The sequence below is a fragment of the Xanthomonas sp. D-36-1 genome (assembly GCF_017746155.1).
Lineage (GTDB): Bacteria > Pseudomonadota > Gammaproteobacteria > Xanthomonadales > Xanthomonadaceae > Xanthomonas > Xanthomonas cissicola.
The window spans coordinates 16,456-37,790 of record NZ_JAGHWR010000056.1 but is presented as its reverse complement, the minus strand read 5'-3'; the positions used below and the strand labels follow the sequence as shown (position 1 = coordinate 37,790).

The 21,335-nt window shown below is 65.8% G+C and carries 20 protein-coding genes, 1 other RNA gene and 1 pseudogene; 12 read left to right on the top strand and 10 right to left on the bottom strand.

The window, feature by feature from the left end:
- Positions 1–100 (bottom strand): annotated as a pseudogene (locus tag J7367_RS15350) (IS5 family transposase); the annotation flags it as partial.
- Positions 101–102: 2 nt separating this feature from the next.
- Here J7367_RS15350 and J7367_RS15345 point away from each other — a divergent pair.
- Positions 103–1,275 (top strand): PLP-dependent aminotransferase family protein, encoded by a 1,173-nt coding sequence (locus J7367_RS15345; protein ID WP_244672317.1) that lies wholly within the window; start codon positions 103–105, stop codon positions 1,273–1,275.
- A 197-nt stretch (positions 1,276–1,472) separates the two neighbouring features.
- Here J7367_RS15345 and J7367_RS15340 read toward each other — a convergent pair whose 3' ends face one another.
- The 7 genes from J7367_RS15340 to J7367_RS15310 form a co-directional block, all read right to left on the bottom strand.
- Positions 1,473–1,847 carry a hypothetical protein gene (locus tag J7367_RS15340; protein ID WP_244667743.1) on the bottom strand — a complete coding sequence of 125 codons (375 nt, stop codon included), beginning with the start codon at positions 1,845–1,847 and terminating at the stop codon, positions 1,473–1,475.
- The gene (fghA, locus tag J7367_RS15335) at positions 1,816–2,646 is read right to left on the bottom strand and encodes an S-formylglutathione hydrolase (protein ID WP_057663211.1); all 831 of its coding nucleotides are present in this window, start codon (positions 2,644–2,646) and stop codon (positions 1,816–1,818) included. The genes J7367_RS15340 and fghA overlap by 32 nt, the downstream gene beginning before the upstream one ends.
- 58 nt (positions 2,647–2,704) lie before the next feature.
- Positions 2,705–3,280, bottom strand: coding sequence for an S-(hydroxymethyl)glutathione synthase (gene gfa, locus J7367_RS15330; RefSeq protein ID WP_057663226.1), 576 nt, complete (start codon positions 3,278–3,280; stop codon positions 2,705–2,707).
- Positions 3,281–3,348: 68 nt separating this feature from the next.
- Positions 3,349–4,458, bottom strand: coding sequence for an S-(hydroxymethyl)glutathione dehydrogenase/class III alcohol dehydrogenase (locus J7367_RS15325; protein WP_007974085.1), 1,110 nt, complete (start codon positions 4,456–4,458; stop codon positions 3,349–3,351).
- A 67-nt stretch (positions 4,459–4,525) separates the two neighbouring features.
- A complete protein-coding gene (locus tag J7367_RS15320; protein WP_005911021.1) occupies positions 4,526–4,801 on the bottom strand; it encodes a metal/formaldehyde-sensitive transcriptional repressor in 276 nt (91 codons plus the stop codon).
- Positions 4,802–5,125: 324 nt separating this feature from the next.
- Positions 5,126–5,524, bottom strand: a complete 399-nt coding sequence (locus J7367_RS15315) for a hypothetical protein (RefSeq protein ID WP_057663206.1) — start codon at positions 5,522–5,524, stop codon at positions 5,126–5,128.
- Positions 5,525–5,962: 438 nt separating this feature from the next.
- Positions 5,963–7,063: a glycosyltransferase gene (locus J7367_RS15310; RefSeq protein WP_057663201.1), complete on the bottom strand. Its 1,101-nt coding sequence runs from the start codon at positions 7,061–7,063 to the stop codon at positions 5,963–5,965.
- A gap of 137 nt (positions 7,064–7,200) precedes the next feature.
- Here J7367_RS15310 and J7367_RS15305 point away from each other — a divergent pair, with 137 nt between their 5' ends.
- Positions 7,201–7,920: a response regulator transcription factor gene (locus tag J7367_RS15305; RefSeq protein WP_011050505.1), complete on the top strand. Its 720-nt coding sequence runs from the start codon at positions 7,201–7,203 to the stop codon at positions 7,918–7,920.
- Positions 7,917–9,419, top strand: a complete 1,503-nt coding sequence (locus J7367_RS15300) for an ATP-binding protein (protein WP_057663198.1) — start codon at positions 7,917–7,919, stop codon at positions 9,417–9,419. Before J7367_RS15305 ends, J7367_RS15300 begins: the two co-directional genes overlap by 4 nt.
- Positions 9,420–9,606: 187 nt before the next feature.
- Here the strand turns inward: J7367_RS15300 and J7367_RS15295 are convergent, their stop codons facing one another.
- Complete coding sequence (locus J7367_RS15295) at positions 9,607–10,971, bottom strand: glutamate--cysteine ligase (protein WP_081027955.1); 1,365 nt, start codon at positions 10,969–10,971, stop codon at positions 9,607–9,609.
- A gap of 284 nt (positions 10,972–11,255) precedes the next feature.
- Here J7367_RS15295 and J7367_RS15290 point away from each other — a divergent pair, with 284 nt between their 5' ends.
- Both J7367_RS15290 and J7367_RS15285 read left to right on the top strand, forming a co-directional pair.
- A complete protein-coding gene (locus tag J7367_RS15290; RefSeq protein WP_057663194.1) occupies positions 11,256–12,092 on the top strand; it encodes a helix-turn-helix transcriptional regulator in 837 nt (278 codons plus the stop codon).
- Positions 12,093–12,196: 104 nt separating this feature from the next.
- Positions 12,197–13,177, top strand: a complete 981-nt coding sequence (locus tag J7367_RS15285; protein WP_057663191.1) for an MBL fold metallo-hydrolase — start codon at positions 12,197–12,199, stop codon at positions 13,175–13,177.
- Positions 13,178–13,431: 254 nt separating this feature from the next.
- On the opposite strand, the gene yihA is transcribed toward J7367_RS15285, so the two are convergent.
- The gene (yihA, locus tag J7367_RS15280) at positions 13,432–14,076 is read right to left on the bottom strand and encodes a ribosome biogenesis GTP-binding protein YihA/YsxC (protein ID WP_003482606.1); all 645 of its coding nucleotides are present in this window, start codon (positions 14,074–14,076) and stop codon (positions 13,432–13,434) included.
- A gap of 143 nt (positions 14,077–14,219) precedes the next feature.
- Between yihA and J7367_RS15275 the strand changes: the two genes are divergently transcribed.
- The 7 genes from J7367_RS15275 (at position 14,220) to betB (ending at position 21,231) form a co-directional block, all read left to right on the top strand.
- Positions 14,220–15,017 carry a c-type cytochrome gene (locus J7367_RS15275; RefSeq protein WP_007968623.1) on the top strand — a complete coding sequence of 266 codons (798 nt, stop codon included), beginning with the start codon at positions 14,220–14,222 and terminating at the stop codon, positions 15,015–15,017.
- A 95-nt stretch (positions 15,018–15,112) separates the two neighbouring features.
- The gene (locus tag J7367_RS15270) at positions 15,113–15,763 is read left to right on the top strand and encodes a thiol:disulfide interchange protein DsbA/DsbL (RefSeq protein ID WP_057663187.1); all 651 of its coding nucleotides are present in this window, start codon (positions 15,113–15,115) and stop codon (positions 15,761–15,763) included.
- Positions 15,764–15,854: 91 nt separating this feature from the next.
- Positions 15,855–16,670 (top strand): thiol:disulfide interchange protein DsbA/DsbL, encoded by an 816-nt coding sequence (locus J7367_RS15265; protein ID WP_007968619.1) that lies wholly within the window; start codon positions 15,855–15,857, stop codon positions 16,668–16,670.
- Positions 16,671–16,719: 49 nt separating this feature from the next.
- A complete protein-coding gene (locus J7367_RS15260; RefSeq protein WP_005911045.1) occupies positions 16,720–17,457 on the top strand; it encodes an endonuclease/exonuclease/phosphatase family protein in 738 nt (245 codons plus the stop codon).
- Positions 17,458–17,518: 61 nt separating this feature from the next.
- Positions 17,519–17,595: non-coding RNA, sX9 sRNA (locus tag J7367_RS15255), on the top strand.
- 143 nt (positions 17,596–17,738) lie between these two features.
- Entirely contained in the window at positions 17,739–19,718 is a 1,980-nt protein-coding gene (gene betT / locus J7367_RS15250; RefSeq protein WP_057663184.1) for a choline BCCT transporter BetT, read from the top strand.
- Between the two features lie 40 nt (positions 19,719–19,758).
- Complete coding sequence (betB, locus tag J7367_RS15245) at positions 19,759–21,231, top strand: betaine-aldehyde dehydrogenase (RefSeq protein ID WP_022558267.1); 1,473 nt, start codon at positions 19,759–19,761, stop codon at positions 21,229–21,231.
- Positions 21,232–21,335 lie beyond the last annotated feature (104 nt).

Sequence of the window (21,335 nt, the reverse complement as noted above, 5' to 3'; positions counted from 1 at the left end):
GCTGCCACGGAACAACCTGCTCCATCTCGGCAAGAAAGATCTCGCGCCGGGTCTGCTTACGCTTGCCCAAGCCCTCAGCGTCACCGAACGTCAGCTGCATGGATGAATCCTCTACATAAGGCGATAGTGTCGCGCATCTGCGGTGAGTTGATCAGACCTTCCCTAGATACCGTGGCGCGCACCGACCTGTTGCCGCTGCACACCGCCACTCCTGCGCCTGCCCTGTTACCCGCCGCGCACCTGGCCGCCGCATTGTCGCGTCAGTTGCGGCGCCAGCGCACTGCCGCACTGGATTACGCGCCACCGCAAGGTCATGCCGCGCTGCGGCGGCAAATCGCACAACGCTACGCGCATTGCGCCACCAGCGTGACTGCGGACGAAGTGGTGATCACCGCCGGCGCGATGGAAGCCATCAGTTTGGCGTTGCGCACACTCACCATGCCCGGCGATGTCGTTTTGGTGGAAACTCCCACGTATCACGGCATCTTGCAGGCGATGGCCGCATTGCGCCTCAAGGTGCTGGAGGTGCCCAACCGCAGCGGCCAGGGGATCGATATCGCGCGCCTGGAGTCGCTACTGCAACGCACGAAGGTGCGCGCTGCCGTGCTGGTACCCAATTTCAATAATCCAATTGGAAGCCTTACCCCCGACAGCGCCAAGCGCGCCCTGCTCGACAGCTGCGCGCGACATGGCACGGTGATGATCGAAGACGATATCTACGGCGAGCTCGATTGGTCGGGCCAGCGCCCACGTCCGCTGCGCCACTTCGATACACATGCCAACGTGATCACCTGCGGCTCGTTCTCCAAGGTGCTGGCCCCGGGCCTGCGCGTGGGCTGGTTGCTCGGGGACGACTGGACCGACGCACTGGTGCGCGCCAAGTATTTTTCCACGGTTGGCAGTGCCAGCCTGCCACAACTGGCGCTGGCCGATTACCTGACGCATCACGATCTGGAACGCCACCTGCGCAAGCTGCGCCGCACACTGGCCGACAACGGGCAACGCCTGCGCGATGCGATCGTGCGGCACTGGCCAACAGGCACGCGTGTCGGCGACCCCGCTGGCGGATTGTCGCTCTGGCTGCAATTGCCCGAAGGCGGCAGCGGCCAGGCGTTGTTCGAAGCCGCATTGGCCGAACGCATCGGCACCTCGCCCGGGCATTTGTATTCCAGCCGTGGCGACTACGCCGATCACCTGCGCCTGAGCTGCGGCCAGCCGTGGAGTGACACCCTGGAAGCGGCAATGCGCCGGCTGGGCAAACTGGCTGCACGATGACCGCGTTGAAACGCCGCCTGCGGACGTTCACAGGCATCGCGCAGGTGGCTGGTTCGCACCGACACTGCGTTGTCCATCAAACTGCGTTGTCGATCAATACGCGACTGCTGCAAAGGGCCGCGCTCAGCGGACTGGCAGAACGACTGCACTCGCCGCCAGGCGGCTGTGGCCGGTACTCGGTGCGGCGTGCATCAAGCTTACATTCTGTCGCCCAAACGCGCCCCATGCGGAGGTGACGACGACTCGCAAGGTTCTGGCAGCCGCTCCAAAACAGATCCACGTTGCAAAAAACTCCTGGCATCCCAGCGCGCGCGATCGACGCTTTTGATCGGCAGCCACTGGTAAGGCGTCGTTTCGCCAGCCAGCACCGGCAACACAATGCCCGGCGTGATCATCGCAGCAAAACCCGGAGCCAGCAGTTCGGCAAGCGCGGCGATGAGATAGCCAGGGTGCGGCAGCGTACAGGCGCAGCCGATGTGTATGTCATGCAACTCCCAGCTGCGCTGCGCGTCTTCAGGCCATACATGCAAGCGCCTGCACTCACCCACGCAACGCCGCAGCGTGATGCGCAATGTGCTCGCCGATGAAGCTGGAAATGAAGTAGTAACTGTGGTCATAACCGGGCTGCAACCGCACCGTCACCGGGTAGCCGGCGGCCTTGGCAGCGTCTTCGAATAGCGCGGTTCTCAGCTGGTTTTGCAGAAATTCGTCCGCATCGCCCTGATCGATCAGCAGCGGCAAACGCTCCTGAGCGTCGGCAATCAATGCGGTGGCATCGTAGGCTTTCCAGGTCGCACGGTCGTTGCCCAGATACTGGCCAAATGCTTTCTCGCCCCACGGCACCTGGCTGGGCGCCACGATCGGCGAAAACGCCGACACGCTGCGGTAACGGCCCGGGTTCTTCAGTGCGATGGTCAAGGCGCCGTGCCCACCCATCGAATGGCCACTGATCGCACGCGCACCGGTGGTGGCGAAGGTCGCTTCGATCAACGCCGGCAATTCGTTCACCACGTAATCGTACATGCGGTAATGCGCCGCCCACGGCGCCTGCGTGGCATCGACGTAGAAGCCGGCGCCCTTGCCGATGTCGTAACCGTCCGCATCCGCCACATCCTCGCCCCGTGGGCTGGTGTCGGGCGCAACCAGGATCACGCCATGATCGGCCGCATAGCGCTGCGCGCCGGCCTTGCTGATGAAATTCTGTTCGGTGCAGGTCAGACCGCTCAACCAGTACAGCACCGGCAACGGGCCGTCGGCGGCTTGCGGCGGCAGGTAAACGCCCACCTGCATGCTGCAGTTCAAGGTGTGCGACGGATGCCGATAGACATCCTGCCAGCCGCCGAAGCAGGCGCGGTGTTCGATACGTTCCATGAGATTCCTTACGAAGAGAAAACCCTGCAGCCGGATCGCCGGTTGCAGGGTTGGACCATCAATGCAACAGACCCTTCTTGCGTGCCACATGGGCCGACAGGGCATCCATCAACGTTGGGGAAAGGCAGTCGTAGGCTGGCAACCCCAGTTCGGTCAGGCGCGCGCGTACGCCATCCATCTGCTCCGGGGGCGTGCCGGTTTCGATGATCGACGAGACGAACGCGGCAAAGCCCGGTGCCGACCAGCCCTGTTGTTTCGACAACTCGGTGTGCACGAAATCCAGACCGTAGAACGCATGGTCCTTGTTTTCGATCCGCCCATACAGGTGTACGCCGCAACCGGTGCACGCATGGCGCTGGATCGTCGCGCTTTCGTCGACGATCTTCAGCTTTTCCTGGTGGGCGGTGACCTTGACGTTGTCGCGCGGAACCACCGCCACGACCGAGAACTTCGCGCCATCGGGTTTCCAGCATTTACTGCAACCGCAAGCATGGTTATGCGCGGTCTGCGCAGACACCTCGACGGTCACCTTGTCGTTGGCGCAGAGGCATTCAAGCGTGCCGCCTTGAAAATTTTCTGCACCGCCTCGCGCAACACCATCATCTACCGAAGGATGAATCGACACGTTAGTCATCACGCTCCTCCCGGAGTGTCGGGTACCACGTGCGCGGAAGCGGCCGCGCGCCGCTCCTGGCCGCCTGGTCAGAAATGGATCACGGTACGGATCGACTTGCCCTCGTGCATCAGGTGGAAGGCCTCGTTGATCTCTTCCAACGGCATGGTATGGGTGATGAATGGGTCCAGGTCGATCTCGCCCTTCATCGACTGCTCCACCATGCCCGGCAATTGCGTACGTCCCTTGACGCCACCGAAGGCGCTGCCGCGCCATACGCGGCCAGTCACCAGCTGGAAGGGACGCGTGCTGATTTCCTGGCCGGCGCCAGCCACGCCGATGATGACGCTCTCGCCCCAGCCCTTGTGGCAACACTCCAGCGCCGAACGCATCACATTGACGTTGCCGATGCATTCGAAGCTGAAGTCCACGCCGCCATCGGTCAACTCGACGATGACCTCCTGAATCGGCTTGTCGTAGTCCTTGGGGTTGATGCAGTCGGTGGCACCCATGCTGCGCGCCAGATCGAACTTGCCCGGATTGGTGTCGATGGCCAGGATGCGCCCGGCCTTGGCCTGTACCGCGCCCTGGATCACCGCAAGACCGATGCCGCCCAGGCCGAAAACGGCAACACTCTCGCCGGGCTTGACCTTGGCGGTGTTGTGCACTGCGCCGATACCGGTAGTGACGCCGCAGCCGAGCAGGCAGACCTTCTCCAGCGGTGCCTCCGGGTTGACCACGGCCAGCGAAATTTCCGGCACGACGGTGTATTCGCTGAAGGTGCTGCAGCCCATGTAGTGATAAATCGGCTCGCCGTTGTAGGAGAAGCGCGTGGTGCCGTCGGGCATCAGGCCCTTGCCCTGGGTGGCGCGCACGGCCTGGCACAGGTTGGTCTTGCCGGACAGACAGAATTTGCACTTGCGGCATTCGGCCGTGTAGAGCGGGATCACGTGATCGCCAACCTTGACGCTGGTCACGCCTTCGCCGACCTGTTCGACGATGCCGCCGCCTTCATGCCCGAGCACCGACGGGAAGATGCCTTCCGGGTCGTCGCCAGACAGCGTGAAGGCATCGGTGTGGCACACGCCGGTGTGGGTGATGCGGACCAGCACTTCCCCGGCTTTCGGCGGCGCGACGTCGATTTCGACGATTTCCAGCGGCTTGCCGGGCCCAAATGCGACTGCTGCACGGGATTTCATGGGATGACGCTCCTGACGATGAGGTTCGAGGACGGGGGGCGCGACCAGCGCCGACCCGGTGGGAGTTCTATTTGAGGTAGGACCGGACCAGGCCGAGCAAGTCCTGCACCCGTTCGGCGCGTTGCGCATCGGATGCGGCGGCGTGCCCGAAATCTTCGCGGATATGCGCTTCAAGCACCTGCGACATCAGTCCGTTCACGGCACCCCGAATCGCGGCGATCTGCTGCAAGACCGGAGCGCAGTCTGCGCCCGCCTGCAGCGCCCGCTCCAGCGCGTCGCATTGCCCGCGCAACCGGCGCACACGCGCCAGCGCTCGCTTTTTCTCGTGCGGCGAATGCGGCATGGCGGCTCCAGCGAAATACTGGGGGGCAGTATATGGATTGTTTCGAAAAAAGCTATGCCCGGCGGCCTGCTGACGGTCGTCTTGTTGAGTGCGATCACCGCCCCTCGTTGGCATCTGGGGCGATGCGCGAGTTGCCCGCTGGCAGCACATGGGTGAAGAGGCCACCTGTAGCCGCAGTGCAGCACGCACATTGCGCAGAGGTGGCGACACCTCGCACGCCGCAGACGCGAGACACCCGGCACAACGATGGCTGCGGGCCATACCCCAACACCTGAACCTTCGATCATCGCTACCGTTGCCGACCGCCGACGTGGCGTCCCCGCATCAGCGCAGGGGCTGGAACGGCGGTAGCGGTAGCGGTAGCGGTGGCGGTGGCGGTGGCGGTAGCGGTAGCGGTGGCGGTGGCGGCGGAGCAAATCCTGCGGCATCCAGGCATTCCGCCAGCAGGTCGGGCGGCAGGTCCGGCGAAGGCGCCTGCGGGAACGGCGCTGCGATGCCTTCGGCGGTAGCGCATGCCTGCAACGCTGCATCGAATTCCGAATCGTCTGGCGGCAGGCCGGGCGGTCCATCTGCTGCATCCGGTGCGTCGAATGCGTCGCCATCGAAGGGCGGCGGCGGCGGCGGTGCGACACCCCTGTGCACCAGGCAGCCGTCGACGCTTCCCCGATCTTGCCGCTCCGGCGCAGCGCGGCGCGCGACGTCGGCAGGCAGCGTTGGGACCACATCGTGTTCCGGCGCACAAGCCGGTAACGCATCGATGTTTCTTGTACCCGGCGGTGGCGGTGGCGGCTCACGATGCGCGTAGGGAACAGGCGCATGATGCGCAGCACCGCAGAAATTCGCACAACCTGCCAGGTTGAGCGCTGCGAGCATTGCAGTGGTAACGACAAGGCGTGGTGGTGCGTGGACCATCGTGATCTCCCTGGCTGGATGGCACATCTGCGCACGGCATGCAGACGGCGGACGCGGGCTGGGCCGCGCTCGTCCGGGAAGCGTTGCAGCTGACTGTGCTGCGCATTTGCCACCGCGCGCCGCGCACCGGCGAGGATTGGCGCTTGTCGGCATGCGCAGCGCAAATGCAACGTGCGTGCAACGCATGCTTCGGCTGACGCATTGGAAGATGCAGCTGGTCCGACCGTGGCGACGCGGGTGCTGTCGCTGTCAGTTCTCGACGGCAGCCGGCGCCGCGGCGACCGCCGCGTCCACTGCATGCTCCGGTAGCGAGGCCAGCACCGCAGCGCGAAAGCGCGCGGCAAATGCCGCATCGTTGGCCTGGTAGAACGCGCGCGCGTTGGCCGACAACTGGTCCAGTTGGGCCCGTGGCAATGCCAGGGCTGTTTCCACTGCCTGTGCGATGCCTGCCGCGTCCACGTAGTAATACGATGCCAGACGGCGCTGACGCACCTCGGCCACCGGAATCAGCACCCCATGTTCGGGCCTGATCAACTTGTTCATCGGTTCGCCGTCGGTCGCCAGCGTCACCGCGCCCACGCTTAGCGCTTCCATCAGATAATGCCCGAACCCTTCGGCCTCTGAGGGGCATATATGGAACAGATGCGCGTTCTGCATGCGGCGAAGTTCGGCATCGTCCAGATACCCCACGCGGTGGTCGATGTTCGGGGCCACGACCGGCTTGCCGGCGGTGCGCGGGTTCTGCACCACCGTCAGCAGCGGCCACTCCGGATGCCGCTGCCAGGTGTCCAGCAATACGCGCGTGCCCTTGGCGGTACTGCGCCCGGCCAGGTGGAAGAAAGCGCGCTGACGAAACACGCGTGCGTCGTACCGATCCGGGCTGGTGAAGCCAATGAAGCGTGTGGCACACCCGAGGCTGCGGAAGATTCGCTCGGCATGGTGGGTCTTGCACAGCACCGCATCGAAGCGCGGCAGCAATGGCAGCCACTTGGGCAGCAGCCACTCCGGGTTGGGCACCAGCAGGTTGATCTGCCCCAGCGGCAGGCAGCGCTTGTACACGCGCTCGGAAAAGATCTGCAGCGGCACCCGCCCGAACAGCATGCGGCTGGCCCACAGGCGCGCCTCGCTCCCAGTGTCGTGCAGGCGTTGACTGGTGAATCCCACTTCCTGCACCGGCACGCCGCCAGCGCGCAGCGTGTTGGCCATCAGCACCATGTCGCGGGTCAGCCCCACGCCGTTGTCGCGACTGATCACCCGCATCATTGGAAATGCCTTGTCATGCACGCACGCGCCAGTACAACGGCATAGTGTCGATGCCGTGGCTTCCTGCGCGATATCCTGGTCTGTAATGGTGCGTTACACGTGTGCCAATGGTTGACAAATTCGATCATTATGATGCGTGCTCCAGCCCTGCAATTGCGAGCACCATGTATCCGGCAGCCACCACCTTGCGCGGGCCAAGCGCCGCGCCACAGACGACGATCCCTATGGACCTGCAACAACCCTGCGTTCTCGTGGTCGACGACGACCCGGACCTGCGCAAGCTGATCGGCGAATTTCTGAGCGCCCACGGCTACCAGGTGGATATGGCCGAAAACGTGGCGGAGATGCGCTCTGTCATGGCGCAGCGCCGCCCGGACCTCATCGTACTCGACGTGATGATGCCGGGAGAAGATGGGCTGAGTGCAGCGCGCGCCCTGGCCAGCGAGCGCGGTTCACCTGCGGTCATCATGCTCAGCGCGCTGGGTAACGACACCGACCGCATCATCGGCCTGGAAGTCGGCGCCGACGATTACCTCGCCAAGCCCTGCAATCCGCGCGAATTGCTGGCGCGTGTGCGCGCCCTGCTGCGGCGCAGCCAGGCCAGCAACGAACAGGCCGACCAGCGCGGAAACGTCTACGAATTCGCCGGCTGGCGGCTGGACGTGGTACGCCGCGACCTGCGCGACCCCACCGGCATCTTCATCAATCTGTCCGACGGCGAGTTCGCGCTGCTGCGCACCTTCGTCGAACACCCGCAGCGCGTGCTCAGCCGCGACCAGTTGCTGGACTACGCCCGTGGCCGCGACACCGACGTCTACGACCGCGCCATCGACAGCCAGATCAGCCGCCTGCGCCGCAAAATCAATGAGCGCGTCCATACCGAATTGATTCGCACCGTACGCAACGAAGGCTACATGCTCCTGCCGAGCGTCTCGCGCCTGTGAGCAAACCGGCACGGCGCGGGCTGTCGATCTTTGCGCGGACCTTTGTATTGTTGGCGGTGGCCCTGCTCACCGCCCAGGCGGTGGGCATCGCCCTGCTGGTGATGCGTACCCCCGTCTACGAGCCTCCCGTCCATCCGCCGGAAGTGGTGGCGCTGCTCTCCACCCGCATGCCGGCCGGCACCCAGACCCTGAAAGTGCACGAATCGGCGCAAGCCCCGGTGCCGCCGACAGGCCAGGTGCGCGACCCCTTCGCTGAAATGCTGCTTGCGCACTGGCTGGATGTGCCCGAACGCCAGGTGCGGTTCTATCGCAACGCCAATGATCGTGAAGGCCCGCAGCCAGGCATGCTGCCGCCGCAGCGATGGTCCAACCGGGACCACGCGGGCGACGGCGGTGGCGGGGCGCACGAACGCCTTGGCACGCAGCCTCTGCCGCCGTTTCCGGACGACTGGCCGCGCGACAGCCACCCCGCTGCGCTGCCCGGCGACGGGCTGCGGCCGGACGAGTTACCCGGCGCCTGGGAAAGCGAGCGCCTGACCCCCGGCGTACCGCTGCTGGACGGGTTCACCGCCGCCCTGCAACAGTCCGATGGCCGTTGGCGTACGGTGGAATCGCCGCGTCGACGCCTCTCGGGCGAGTTCAAGACCCATGTCGTGCTGCTGTTCCTGGCCGGCCTGCTGGCCAACGTGCCACTGGCATGGTGGTTTTCGCGCGCGCTGTCGGCACCGATCAAGCGCTTTGCCGAGGCTGCCGACCGCCTGGGCCGTAATCCCGATGCCGCGGCCCTGCAACGCAGCGGCCCGCCGGAAATCGTGCGCGCGGCCGATTCGTTCAACGCGATGCAGGCGCGCCTGAACCGCCTGATCAACGAACGCACGCACATGGTCGCAGCGATCGCGCACGACTTGCGCACGCCGCTGGCGCGGCTGTCGTTTCGTCTGGATGGCCTGCAACCACCGCTGCGCGACAAGGCGCTGGCCGATATCAACGAGATGAAGGCGATGATTTCCGCAGCGCTGGACTTCATCCAGAACGACCGTCATCGCGGCGAACGCGCGCCGCTGGATCTGCGCTTGCTGGTGGAGAGCGTGGTCGACAACGCCACCGACATCGGCGCCGACGCCGAGCTGCTGCCCGGCCCGGAAATCACCCTGGACGGCGACCCGCTGGCATTGCGCCGCGCCGTCATGAATCTGCTCGAAAACGCGTTGAAATACGGCAAGCGCGCCCGTCTGCAACTGCAGCGCGACGGCGAGGACGGCGTGTTGTGGATCGACGACGACGGCCCCGGCATCGATCCCACCCAGCGCGAACAATTGTTGCTGCCGTTCGTGCGTGGCGAGTCCTCGCGCAATCGCGACACCGGCGGCATCGGGCTGGGCTTGTCGGTGGCGCACAGCATCGTGCTGGCGCACGGCGGCGACCTACGTCTGGACAATCGGCCGCGTGGCGGATTGCGCGTGACCGTACGACTGCCCTGCATGCCCGAGCGACGCTGACCTGAGATGGAGTGCGGCCGGGCCGCGCAAGCGGCAACTGCGCCGATACGACCCGACACAGCTGTTCCGGCAATGGCCTTGCGCGTCTGGCTACATCGGCTGACGCGGCGACACCGGCGCCACCAGCCATCACCGACGGCCGACGACTGCCAGCGCCAACACGCGCTGGCAACCGGCAAAGGCGCGCTCAGTAAGCGAACTCGCGGAACACGCGGTCGATATCGCCGTTCCATGCGCCGTGATACAGCGCCAGCTTGCGTTCGGCAGCGGTGACGCCGCTTTCGGCGATCTCGGCGATGACATCCAGAAAGCCGGTTTCGTCCTGCCCGTCGCGGTTCAGGCGTGCGCGGCGACGCAGGCCTTCGCGTGCGATGTTGACCGCCTCCACTGCCAGATCGCGCACGGTGCCAGTGCGGAACGGCAGGCCCAGCGCATGCTTGGGCACGCCGTCGCGCAGTGCATGCCGCTCGGTCGGGCTGAAATCCCTGACCAGGTCCCAGGCCGCATCCAGCGCGGTCTGGTCGTACAGCAGGCCGACCCAGAACGCCGACAACGCGCACAACCGATCCCAGGGGCCGGCATCGGCACCGCGCATTTCCAGATACTTCTTCAAACGCACTTCCGGAAATGCGGTGGTCATGTGGTCGGACCAATCGCGCAATGTCGGCAACGCGCCCGGCAGCGCGGGCAGCTTGCCTTGCATGAAATCGCGGAAGCTCTGCCCGCTGGCGTCGTGATACACGCCATCGCGGTAGGAAAAGTACATCGGCACATCGAGCAGGTAATCGACGTAGCGGTCGTAGCCGAAGCCGTCTTCGAACACGAAATCCAGCATGCCGGTGCGATCGGCGTCGGTGTCGGTCCAGATGTGCGAGCGGTAGCTGAGATAGCCGTTCGGCTTGCCGTCGGTGAACGGCGAATCGGCGAACAACGCGGTGGCGATCGGCTGCAACGCCAGCGACACGCGGAACTTCTTCACCATGTCCGCTTCGGTGGCGTAATCCAGGTTGACCTGCACCGTGCAGGTGCGCGTCATCATGTCCAGGCCGAGCGAGCCGACCTTGGGCATGTAGTTCTTCATGATCTGGTAGCGGCCCTTGGGCATCCACGGCATCTGGTCGCGACGCCACTTGGGCTGGAAGCCCATGCCCAGAAAGCCCAGCTGCAACTCGCCGGCGACCTGCGCCACTTCGTCCAGATGGGTGCCGGTTTCCACGCACGTATGGTGCAGGGTTTCCACCGCCGCGCCGGAGAGCTCCAGCTGCCCGGCCGGCTCCAGCGTGACCGATGCGCCGTCGCGCAGCAGCGCGATGGTGCGGCCGTTTTCCTGCACCGGCTCCCAGCCGAAACGGGTCAGCCCGGTCAGCAAGGCCTTGATGCCGCGTGCACCGTCGAAGGTGGGCGCACGCAGGTCATCCAACTGGAAGCCGAACTTCTCGTGCTCGGTGCCGATCCGCCAGTCCGCACTCGGCTTCTCGCCGGAAGCCAGCACCTGGGCCAGCTCCGCACGTTCGGTGATCGGCGTTTCGGCAACGTGGCTAGGACTCGACAAGGGCAGGCTCGCAAACGAAAGGGGTCGGACGATGTGGGGATACTCCCCTGCCACCGCAAGGCCCGCACTATAACCGCAGGGCATGGAAAGAATTGCCGCCATCGGCCAAGTCTGAGATTTCCATCCATGCGCACAGGGTCGCCGACGCCGCAGCAGGCACGGGCGCGACCGCACCGCCGGATGTCGGGCGTCGCCTCGGGCTGCAGCACGCAGGCATGCACCGGGAGGAGATGCACCAGGTTCGCCCCGGCCGCGCACCCGCAATCCTGTAGCATCGCCCAGCCATGACCGCTGCACCCACACCCACCGACACCCTGCTCGCGCAGATGACCAGCCTGATGCACTGCGAGCGCGCAGAAGGCTTCGCCTGCGTGAGCGCGCGGCGCGAACATGGGGCCCGCTCGGTGGATCTGGCCCAGCCGCAGTTCGCGATTCTGCTGCAAGGCCGCCAGCAGGTGAGCAGCGCGACGCAATCGCTGCAGCTGCTGCCGGGCGATCTGTTTCTGGCTACGCGCCGTTGCCGGATCGATATGATCAATACGCCCGACCCGCAGACCGGGCTCTACATGAGCGCGGTGGTCCCTCTCTGCGAACAGGCACTGGCCGCTGAGCGCGCGTTATGGACCGAGCCGCTGCCCGAGGCCGGCGCCGACATTGCACGGCTGCCGGCGATCGATTTCGAGTTGGCGCTGCGGCAATGGCGCGATGCGCTGCAACACGGTCTGTACACCGAAGCACACCTGGCGTTGGCCGCATTGGTCATCAACGTGTGTCGTCGCGGCCACGGCGGCCTGCTGCTGCCGCCGGCACCAGGCATCGCCGAGCAGGTACGCGCGCTGATCGCCGCGCAACCGCAGCGGGGGTGGCGCTCGCGCGATATCGAAGACCGCCTGGGCATCAGTGGCGCCACCTTGCGCCGCCATCTGGCCGCCGAACAACGCTCGCTGCGCGAACTGATCACCGACGCGCGACTGGCGCACGCGATGGGCCTGCTCTACAGCACGCGCTGGCCGCTCAAGACCGTGGCCGCGCGTGCCGGCTATCGCTCTACCCGCAGCTTCAGCCAGCGGTTCCAGCAGCGTTACGGACTGGATCCGGCCAGCATCGGCAATAGCCGCTAGATCGCCGGAGCGAGCGCTTCGCGCAGCGCAATGAGCGAAGCGCGCAGCTCGCTGGCGCCAACATGGCGACATCGCGGCGGTTGCCGCCTGCTCTGGAGTTGCTCATGTCCGTTTCCGCCCTGCGTCGGCTGGCGCCGCTGTTACTCGCCGTCAGCGCCAGCCTCGCGCACGCCGCTGCGCCCACCTCCCCCCACGCACAGGTTCCCGGCTTTTACCTGCAACGTATCGGCAGCCTACGCGTGGCCGCCTTGTTCGACGGTCGCGTGGCATTGACGCGGCAAGAGTTGACGAATGTGGACCCGGCCGAGCGCGACCGTCTGCTCGCGCACGCTTACGTACCCGAAGACGAGAACGGCGTGCAGACTGCAGTCAACGCATACCTGATCCAGGACGGCAGCCACCTCAGCCTGGTCGACACCGGCACCGCGCAGTGCATGGGGCCCGGCCTGGGTCAGGTGCTGAGTCACTTGCGCGCTGCCGGTTACGACCCTGCCCAGGTCGACGATGTGTTGCTGACCCATGCGCATCCGGATCACCTGTGCGGCCTGCTCGATGCGCACGGCGCACCGGCGTTTCCCAACGCCACGGTGTGGCTGTCCGACGCCGATGCCGCGTATTGGCTGGATCCCGCTTCGGAGGCCGATGCCATGCCGATGGTGCGGTTCGCCTTCCCGTTGGCGCGTGCCGCGGTGGCGCCTTATCTGGCCCAGGGTCGGCTGCGCCGTTTCCAGCCCGGCAAGACCGCCTTGCCGGCCGGCATCACGGCTTTGGACAGCCGGGGCCACACGCCCGGCCACGTGTCCTATCGCTTCGACGGCGGCGCCGGCAACACACTGCTGGTGTGGGGCGATGTCCTGCACTATCACGCCGTGCAGTTCGCCCAGCCGGACGCGTCGTTCGAGGCCGACAGCGATCGCACCCAGGCCATCGCCTCACGCCGTCGCCTGCTGGTGCAGGCAGCCGACGGACGCTGGTGGGTGGCCGGCGCGCATCTGCCATTCCCCGGCCTGGGTCATGTGCGCCGCGAGGGCAACGCGTTCGCCTGGGTGCCGACCGAATTCGGCCCGGTGCCGGCGACGCCTTGAAAGGAGGTCGCCAGCGCAGATCGCATCGCCGCCTGATGCGCTGCGACAACCGTCGCAGACCGCGCCGGCGAGGATGGAGCCGGTTCAGCGCATGAGAACCTGGCCGGCGACCGGTCGCAAGGCGAGCCAGTCGCGGCGGCCAGCTCCCTAGGCGCAACCCGGCCAGGCATCGCCCGGCCCCTTTGCCGACCGATGCCGCAACTGAAAACGACGAGCCCTGGCGCGCCGTCCTGAACTGCCTGCCGGGGCGGGCGTCATGGCGCCTGACCCGGTTCCCCCTCCGCTGCAGGCGGTGCACCATCCAGGCCCAGCCAGCCACCGACGATTCCGCGCAGTTCGTCCACGCCCTGGCGCGATTCGCCGGAGTAGGTCTGCACGGTCACGCTGTCGCCAAAACGCGAGGTCACTTCCTTCTTGACCTTCTGCAGGGTCTGCATCTGCTGGCCACGGCCGAGCTTGTCGGCCTTGGTCAGCAACCCGTGTGCGGGCAAGCCGCGTTCGGCGGCATAACCGAGCATCTGCAGGTCGTAATCCTTCAGCGGGTGGCGGATATCCATCACGACCACCAGCCCGCGCAAGGCCTCGCGGGTGCGGAAATAGCGGTCGATGAAGGCCTGCCAGTGCGCCTGCAGATCCTGCGGCACCTTGGCATAGCCATAGCCGGGCAGGTCCACCAGGTAGCGTTCGGGCTGGATCTGGAAGAACACCAGCTGCTGGGTCCGGCCGGGCGTCTTGGACACGCGCGCCAGCGCGTTCTGGCGGGTCAGCGCATTGAGCGCGCTGGATTTTCCGGCGTTGGAGCGGCCGGCAAAGGCCACCTCGTAGCCGCCATCGTCGGGCAATTGCCGGGCGTTGTGGGCGGACAGGTGGTAGCGGGCTTGTTCGATGAGGAGCGACATCCCCTTAGGATCGCACGTTCGGGCCTGGCAGTTTTGCTGCACTGTTCGTTGACCCTGACGCAAAGGCGTGTCGATAATCGAAGCACGCCTGCCACTGCCAGTACCCAACGCGCGCGGGCCGGGTCCATACGGAGCTTTAGCTGATGCGCCATGCTCGTGTGCTAGTCCTCGCCGCCCTCGCCGTCCCGGTCATTGCGGCCGTGGCGTTTGCGCAATCGGCAGTCACGCCGATTCCCGATCCGCCGCCGGTGCGCGTTGCGCCGCTGGAGGTGGACCTGGCCAAGACCACCTGGGGAGATGCCAAGGCCGGCCAGACCAAGGCAGCTGCCTGCGCAGCCTGCCATGGGCCGGACGGCAATCCGGCAGTGGCGATGTACCCGCGCATTGCCGGGCAGACCGAGCGCTACGTGGCGCACCAGGTGGCGCTGATTGCCAGCGGCGAGCGCAACACCGGCATGTCGGCGGTGATGGTGCCCTTCGTCAAGGACCTCACCGCACAGGACATGCGCGATCTGGGCGCCTATTTCGCCACCCAGAAGGCCTCTGCCGGCGTCGCCGACGACGCGGCGATCGCCGAGGGCCCCTACCAGGGCATGAAGTTCTACGAGGTCGGCGAAAAGCTCTACCGCGGCGGCGACATCGCCCGCGGCGTGCCGGCCTGCATGGCCTGCCATGGGCCGTCCGGTGGCGGCAATCCGGGCCCGGCCTATCCGCGCCTGGGCGGACAGCACGCCGAGTACGTGGCGCGACGCCTGAAGGAGTACCAGGCCGGCACCACCCAGGAGCGCAATCCGGCGCTGTTCAATATCATGGCGCAGGTGGCGCATCCGCTGACCGAGCAGGAGATCCAGGCGCTGGCCAGCTACCTGCAAGGCCTGCATGATCGTGCCGATGACGCAGCAGCGGCGCAGCCGCCTGCAGGAGCGCCCGCACGTTCGTGAGCTGATCCCTGCCGTCGTAACACCGCTTCACGACGCCGGTCCCGCGACCGGCGTCGTCGTTTACCGCTCGCCCCTCGCCCCCCCACGGAGCCCGCATGAAATTGCTTTCCCGTCTGCCCCTGCTGTTGTTGTTGCTGTTGCCGCTGGTGGCCTGCGCCGCCGACAAGAAAGCCCCGCCGGTCCAAGGCGAGGACTACACCCTGATCGACGGCGGCCAGCCGTACGCCCCGCTGGCCGGCAAGGTCGAAGTGACCGAAGTCTTCGGCTACACCTGTCCGCACTGCGCGCATTTCGAACCGGTGCTGGAAGCCTGGGTGGCCAAGCAGCCGGCGTATGTGCGCTTCACCCCGGTGCCGGCGGCCTTTGGTGGCTTCTGGGACGCGTTTGCACGCGCCTACTTCGCCGCCGACATCCTGGGCGTAGCCAAGCGCAGTCACCGCGCCATGTTCGACGCCATCCATGAAAAGCAGACCGTGCCCACCCAGAACGTGGCGCCGGAAGAACTGGCCGCGTTCTACGCCAGTTACGGCATTCCGCAGCAGCGTTTCATCGAGACCTACAAGAGCGAGGCGGTGGATGCCAAGCTCAAGGCCGCGCGCGAGTTCGCGCTGCGCAGCAAGATCCCCGGCACTCCGGCCATCATCGTCAACGGCCGCTACCTGATCGGCGCACGCAATTACCCGGACATGCTGCGCATTGCCGACTACCTGATCGCCCGCGAGCACGCCGCGCCGGCCAAGCGCTGAACCGCATAACCGCCAGCGACGGCCGCGCGTGGCATCATGCGCCCCGCGGCCGTCCGGCCCTTTTCTCGCCCCACGCTGGAGATCCAATCCGATGAAGACCCGCTTCGCCCTGACGCTGATGGCGCTGTTGCCGATCCTGGTCGCCTGCAAGGCACAGGACGGTTCGTCCGATACCGCACCTGCCGCCACCACCCCAGCTGCCGAAACGGCGCCCGCCCCTGCTGCCGCTACCCCGGCCGCAGACCCCGCCGCTCCGCCTGCAGTCGGCGAAAGCGCCACCACTCCGCCGCCTGCCGCGCCCAGCGCTGCCCCGCGCGCGCCCAATGGCCCCGAGCCGGTCGCCGGCACCGATTATCTGGACATCGACGGTGGCCAGCCCTATCAGCAGGCCGCCGGCAAGATCGAAGTGGCCGAAGTCTTCGGCTACGTCTGCCCTGCCTGCAACGCGTTCCAGCCGCTGATCGGGCCATGGAAGGCGGGTCTGCCGTCGGACGTGCATTTCGTCTATGTGCCGGCCATGTTCGGTGGCCCGTGGGATGACTACGGCCGCGCCTTCTATGCTGCCGAAACTCTGGGCGTGCAGGAAAAGACCCATGAAGCCTTGTACAAGGCCATCCACGTCGACCAGACCCTCAAGGGCGAGCGTGGCAAGGATTCGGTGCAGGACATCGCCGCGTTCTACGCCAAGTACGGCGTGGACCAGAAGACCTTCGTCGACACCATGAGCAGCTTCGGCGTCTCGGCCAAGACCAACCGCGCCAAGCAGTTCGCCACCCGTAGCAAGATCACCGGCACCCCGTCGCTGATCGTCAACGGCAAGTATCTGGTCAAGGGCCAGAGCTTCCCGGACATGCTGCGCATTGCCGATCACCTGATCGCGCGCGAACGCGCCACGCTGGCCAAGTGAGTCGCGCGAACGCAACGTCGTGAACGCTTCGGACTCGCGCACCCTGCGGGTGCTGACCGCCAACATCCAGGCTGGCTCCAGCACCCGCCGTTACAGCGACTATGTGACGCGTAGCTGGTCGCACGCTTTGCCGCTGGGCAGCAAGCGCACCAGCCTGGACAGCATCGCTAAGCTGGTGGGCGAACGCGACATCGTCGGCCTGCAGGAGGCCGACCCCGGCAGCCTGCGCTCGGGTTTCACCAACCAGACCCACTATCTGGCCGAGCGCGCCGGTTTCGATTACTGGAGCCACCAACCCAACCGTCGCATGGGTGGGGTGGCCTCCAGCGCCAACGGTTTGCTGAGCAAGCTCGAACCGGTGGAAGTACAGGACCATGCCCTGCCCGGCCGCATCGGCGGACGCGGCATCCTGCTGGCGAAATTCGGTGAGGGCCGCGATGGCCTGGCCGTGGCGGTGGCGCACCTGTCGCTGGGCGCCAATTCGCGCATGGCGCAGCTGGCCTTCATCGCCGAACTGTTGTCCGACCATCCCAACGCGATGTTGATGGGCGATTTCAATTGCATGGCCGATCGACCGGAGATGCAGTCGCTCTATCGCCATACCCGTCTGCAACCGCCGAGCTGCGACGTGCACACCTTTCCCAGTTGGCGTCCGGACCGGGCGATCGACCACATCCTGGTCAGCGACAGCCTGGTGATCGAACATACCGAAGCGATTCCGGCCGCGTTTTCAGATCATCTGGCAGTGGGGATGGATATCCGCGTACCAAAGCAATTGCTGCGTTAAGAGCGGCCAACAGAACTCCTGCGCAGCCGCCAGGCGGGGCGCGGCCGATGCTGTAATCGGCTTGTACCACTCGGCCACTCCGGTTCTGAGCGCACCGCCCACACCTACCTAACGACTGCTCACTACGTGTTGTTGGCCGCTCTGAACAACCGGAAAAGTGATGACCGGTTCGCATTGGCGAACTCGACCGCTGACGTCCCCTCGACACCGCCTGTGCGATAACGCAGGCGGTTTTTCGTTGGGAGCGCAGCACGTGATATGCAGCGTATGAGTGTGTCGCCATGAGTGCGACAGCGCCGCACACCTTGCCGGTACGCACCCTGCGCCCGGTGTTCGTGCTGGCAGCCACTGTCGTGTGCACGTTTGCCTTGCTGGTGTCGTTGTTCCCGCTGAAATCAGGACGTGTGCTGCTGGATGCGCAGACCTGGGCGTCGCGCAATGTCGGCTGGTACTACCTGCTGGCGATGACGCTGTATCTGGTGTTCGTGCTAGCCACGGCCCTGTCCAGCTACGGCAACATCAAACTCGGCGCCGATCACGACGAGCCGGAATTCAGTTACCTCTCCTGGGCTGGCATGCTGTTCGCCGCGGGCATCAGCATCACGCTGTTCTTCTTCTGCGTCTCCGAGCCGTTGACGCATTATCTGCAACCGCCCCAGGGTGGTACCGGCAGTGGCGAAGCGTCCGCGCGCCAGGCGATGCAGGTGCTGTTCCTGCATTGGGGCCTGCATGGTTGGGGCGTGTTCGCGCTGACGGCCATGGCGCTGGCGTACTTCGCCTTCCGCCACAACCTGCCGCTGGCGCTGCGCTCGGCGTTGTATCCGCTGATCGGCAAACGCATCAACGGGCCGATCGGCTACACCGTGGATGCGCTGGGCATCGTGGCCACCGTGTTCGGCCTGGGCGCGGACATGGGCTTTGGCGTGCTGCATCTCAACGCCGGCCTGACCACCTTGATGGACGTGCCGCATACGCACTGGGTGCAGGTGGCGCTGATCGTGGCGATGATGGGCGCGGCCATTGTGGTGGCGGTCTCCGGCGTCGAAAAAGGCGTGCGCTGGATGTCGGACATCAACATGCTCCTGGCCATGGCGCTGCTGTTGTTCATGCTGTTCGCCGGCCCGACGCAGTACCTGCTCAATGCGCTGATGCAAAACCTGGGCGACTACCTGGGCAGCGTGGTGAACAAGAGTTTCGACGTATATGCCTATGGTGGCCGCGCCGATTGGCTGGGCAACTGGACGGTGTTCTATTGGGCCTGGTGGATCGGTTGGGCGCCCTTCGTCGGGCTGTTCATCGCGCGCATCTCGCGCGGCCGGACCATTCGCGAATTCGTGCTGGGGGTGTTGCTGATCCCGCTCGGGTTTACGCTGGCATGGCTGTCGATCTTCGGCAACAGCGCGCTGGATCAGCTGCTGCATCACGGCCAGGCAACGTGGGCGCAGCAGGCCATCGACGCGCCGCAGACCGTGCTGTATGCGTTGCTGCAGAGTTACCCGTGGAGCCGCACGGTCATCACGGTCACGGTGGCGATCAGTTTCGTGTTCTTCGTGACCTCCGCCGATTCCGGCACGGTGGTGTTGTCCACGCTCTCCTCTCACGGCGGCGAACCGCACGACGATGGCCCGCGCTGGCTGCGTGTGTTCTGGGGCGTACTCACTGCCGTGGTCACGGCAGGCTTGTTGCTGGCCGGCAGCATGGACGCACTGAAATCGGCGGTGGTGCTGGCCTCGCTGCCATTCTCTGCAGTGCTGCTGCTGATGGCCTGGGGCCTGTCGCGCGCACTCAGCGAAGAATCGCAGCGCAAACGCGCGCAGCTTTACAGCCCCAGCCCGTTGATCGGGCAATCACGCCACCACGGCGGCTGGCGTCAGCGGTTGGGCCAGGCGATGCACTTCCCGGCGCGCGATGAGGTGTATCGCTTCATGCACGACCAGGTGCGCCCGGCCATCGAAGCGGTCACCGCACAGCTGCAAGAGGAAGGTTGGAAGGTAAGCAGCCGCATCGACGACGGCGACATGGAAATCAGCGTCGATCACGGCGAACAGCAGGGTTTCCGCTATCAAATCGTGATGCGTGGGTATCTCACTCCGTCGTTTGCCGCGCAGCGCTTCCGCAACCAGCGCTACTACCGCGCCGAGGTCTACCTGTACGAAGGCAGCCAGGACTACGACCTGGTGGGCTACAGCCGCGAACAGATCATCAACGACATCATCGATCAATACGAACGTCACCTGCAGTTCCTGCATCTCACCCGCTAAAGGTGCGTCGCTGCGGCGACCGTCCCACAGGAGGTTTGTCATGCCACGTTTCCCCGACCGGTTGCTGTATATCGGCGGCCGTTATGTTCCCGCCCGCGGCGGCCACACGTTCGAAGTGGTCAACCCCGCAACCGGCGAGGTGCTGGCCAACGTGCACAACGCCGGCGCCGACGATCTGGACGCCGCCGTCGATAGCGCGAAGGCAGGCCAGCAACGATGGGCAGCCCTGACGACGGTGGAGCGCTCGCGCATTCTGCTGCGTGCGGTGGCGTTGCTGCGCGAACGTAACGATGCGCTGGCCGAATTGGAAACGCTCAACACCGGCAAGCCGCTGAGCGAAACACGCAGCGTCGATGTGGTCACCGGCGCCGACGTACTGGAGTATTACGCTGGCGTGGCGCAGGCGCTGCAGGGTGCGCAAGTGCCCCTGCGCGAAGGCAGTTTCTTCTACACGCGCCACGAACCGCTGGGCGTGGTGGGTGCGATCGGCGCGTGGAATTACCCCATCCAGATCGCACTATGGAAAGCCGCGCCCGCTTTGGCCGCCGGTAACGCGATGATCTTCAAACCCAGCGAAGTCACCCCGCTCACCGCGCTGAAACTGGCCGAAATCTTTACCGAGGCCGGCCTGCCCGATGGGGTGTTCAACGTGCTGCCCGGCGATGGCGCCAGCGTGGGCACTGCGCTCACCGAGCATCCGCAGATCGAAAAGATCAGTTTCACCGGCGGCACCGCCACCGGCCGCAAGGTGATGGCCAGCGCATCGAGTTCGTCGCTGAAGGAGGTGACCATGGAACTGGGCGGCAAGTCGCCGCTGATTGTCTGCGCCGATGCCGATCTGGACCTGGCGGCCGACATCGCCATGATGGCCAACTTCTACAGCTCCGGGCAGGTGTGCACCAACGGCACGCGCGTGTTCGTGCCGCGCGCCTTGCGTCACGCATTCGAAGCGCGCCTGCTGGCCCGCGTGCAACGGATCCATATCGGCGACCCGCTCGACGAGCGCACCACCTTCGGTCCGCTGGTCAGCGCCGCGCATATGCAGCGCGTGCTGGAGCATATCGAACAGGGCAAGGCAGAAGGCGCACGTCTGCTGTGCGGCGGCGAGCGTCTGCAGGATGGCGCACTGGCGCAAGGCTATTACGTGGCGCCGACCATCTTCAGCGATTGCACCGATGTGATGACCATCGTGCGCGAGGAAATCTTCGGACCGGTCCTGAGCCTGCTCACCTACGACGACGAAGACGAAGCAGTGACGCGTGCCAACGCCACCACGTATGGGCTGGCTGCAGGCGTGGTCACACCGGATCTGGCGCGTGCACACCGGCTGATCCATCGCCTGGAAGCGGGTATCTGCTGGGTCAACACCTGGGGCGAGTCGCCGGCCCCGATGCCGGTGGGCGGCTACAAGCAGTCCGGCGTGGGGCGCGAAAACGGCCTGGCGACCTTGCAGGCCTACACGCGCACCAAATCGGTCCAGATCGAACTGGAACGTTACGCGTCGGTGTTCTGACGGCGGGGAGCCGGCGCACGCAAGCGCGGCGGCAGCGACGCGCCGCGATCGCCCCCCGCGCGCACGCCTGCGTCTGCGCCATCCACCTCGATCGCCACCGCACC

Bases quoted from the DNA above. Each gene is read 5' to 3' on its own strand.
- J7367_RS15345 (WP_244672317.1), top strand. From the start codon at position 103: ATGAATCCTCTACATAAGGCGATAGTGTCGCGCATCTGCGGTGAGTTG.
- fghA (WP_057663211.1), bottom strand. From the start codon at position 2,646: ATGGAACGTATCGAACACCGCGCCTGCTTCGGCGGCTGGCAGGATGTC.
- gfa (WP_057663226.1), bottom strand. From the start codon at position 3,280: ATGACTAACGTGTCGATTCATCCTTCGGTAGATGATGGTGTTGCGCGA.
- J7367_RS15325 (WP_007974085.1), bottom strand. From the start codon at position 4,458: ATGAAATCCCGTGCAGCAGTCGCATTTGGGCCCGGCAAGCCGCTGGAA.
- J7367_RS15320 (WP_005911021.1), bottom strand. From the start codon at position 4,801: ATGCCGCATTCGCCGCACGAGAAAAAGCGAGCGCTGGCGCGTGTGCGC.
- J7367_RS15305 (WP_011050505.1), top strand. From the start codon at position 7,201: ATGGACCTGCAACAACCCTGCGTTCTCGTGGTCGACGACGACCCGGAC.
- J7367_RS15290 (WP_057663194.1), top strand. From the start codon at position 11,256: ATGACCGCTGCACCCACACCCACCGACACCCTGCTCGCGCAGATGACC.
- J7367_RS15285 (WP_057663191.1), top strand. From the start codon at position 12,197: ATGTCCGTTTCCGCCCTGCGTCGGCTGGCGCCGCTGTTACTCGCCGTC.
- yihA (WP_003482606.1), bottom strand. From the start codon at position 14,076: ATGTCGCTCCTCATCGAACAAGCCCGCTACCACCTGTCCGCCCACAAC.
- J7367_RS15275 (WP_007968623.1), top strand. From the start codon at position 14,220: ATGCGCCATGCTCGTGTGCTAGTCCTCGCCGCCCTCGCCGTCCCGGTC.
- J7367_RS15270 (WP_057663187.1), top strand. From the start codon at position 15,113: ATGAAATTGCTTTCCCGTCTGCCCCTGCTGTTGTTGTTGCTGTTGCCG.
- J7367_RS15265 (WP_007968619.1), top strand. From the start codon at position 15,855: ATGAAGACCCGCTTCGCCCTGACGCTGATGGCGCTGTTGCCGATCCTG.
- betT (WP_057663184.1), top strand. From the start codon at position 17,739: ATGAGTGCGACAGCGCCGCACACCTTGCCGGTACGCACCCTGCGCCCG.
- betB (WP_022558267.1), top strand. From the start codon at position 19,759: ATGCCACGTTTCCCCGACCGGTTGCTGTATATCGGCGGCCGTTATGTT.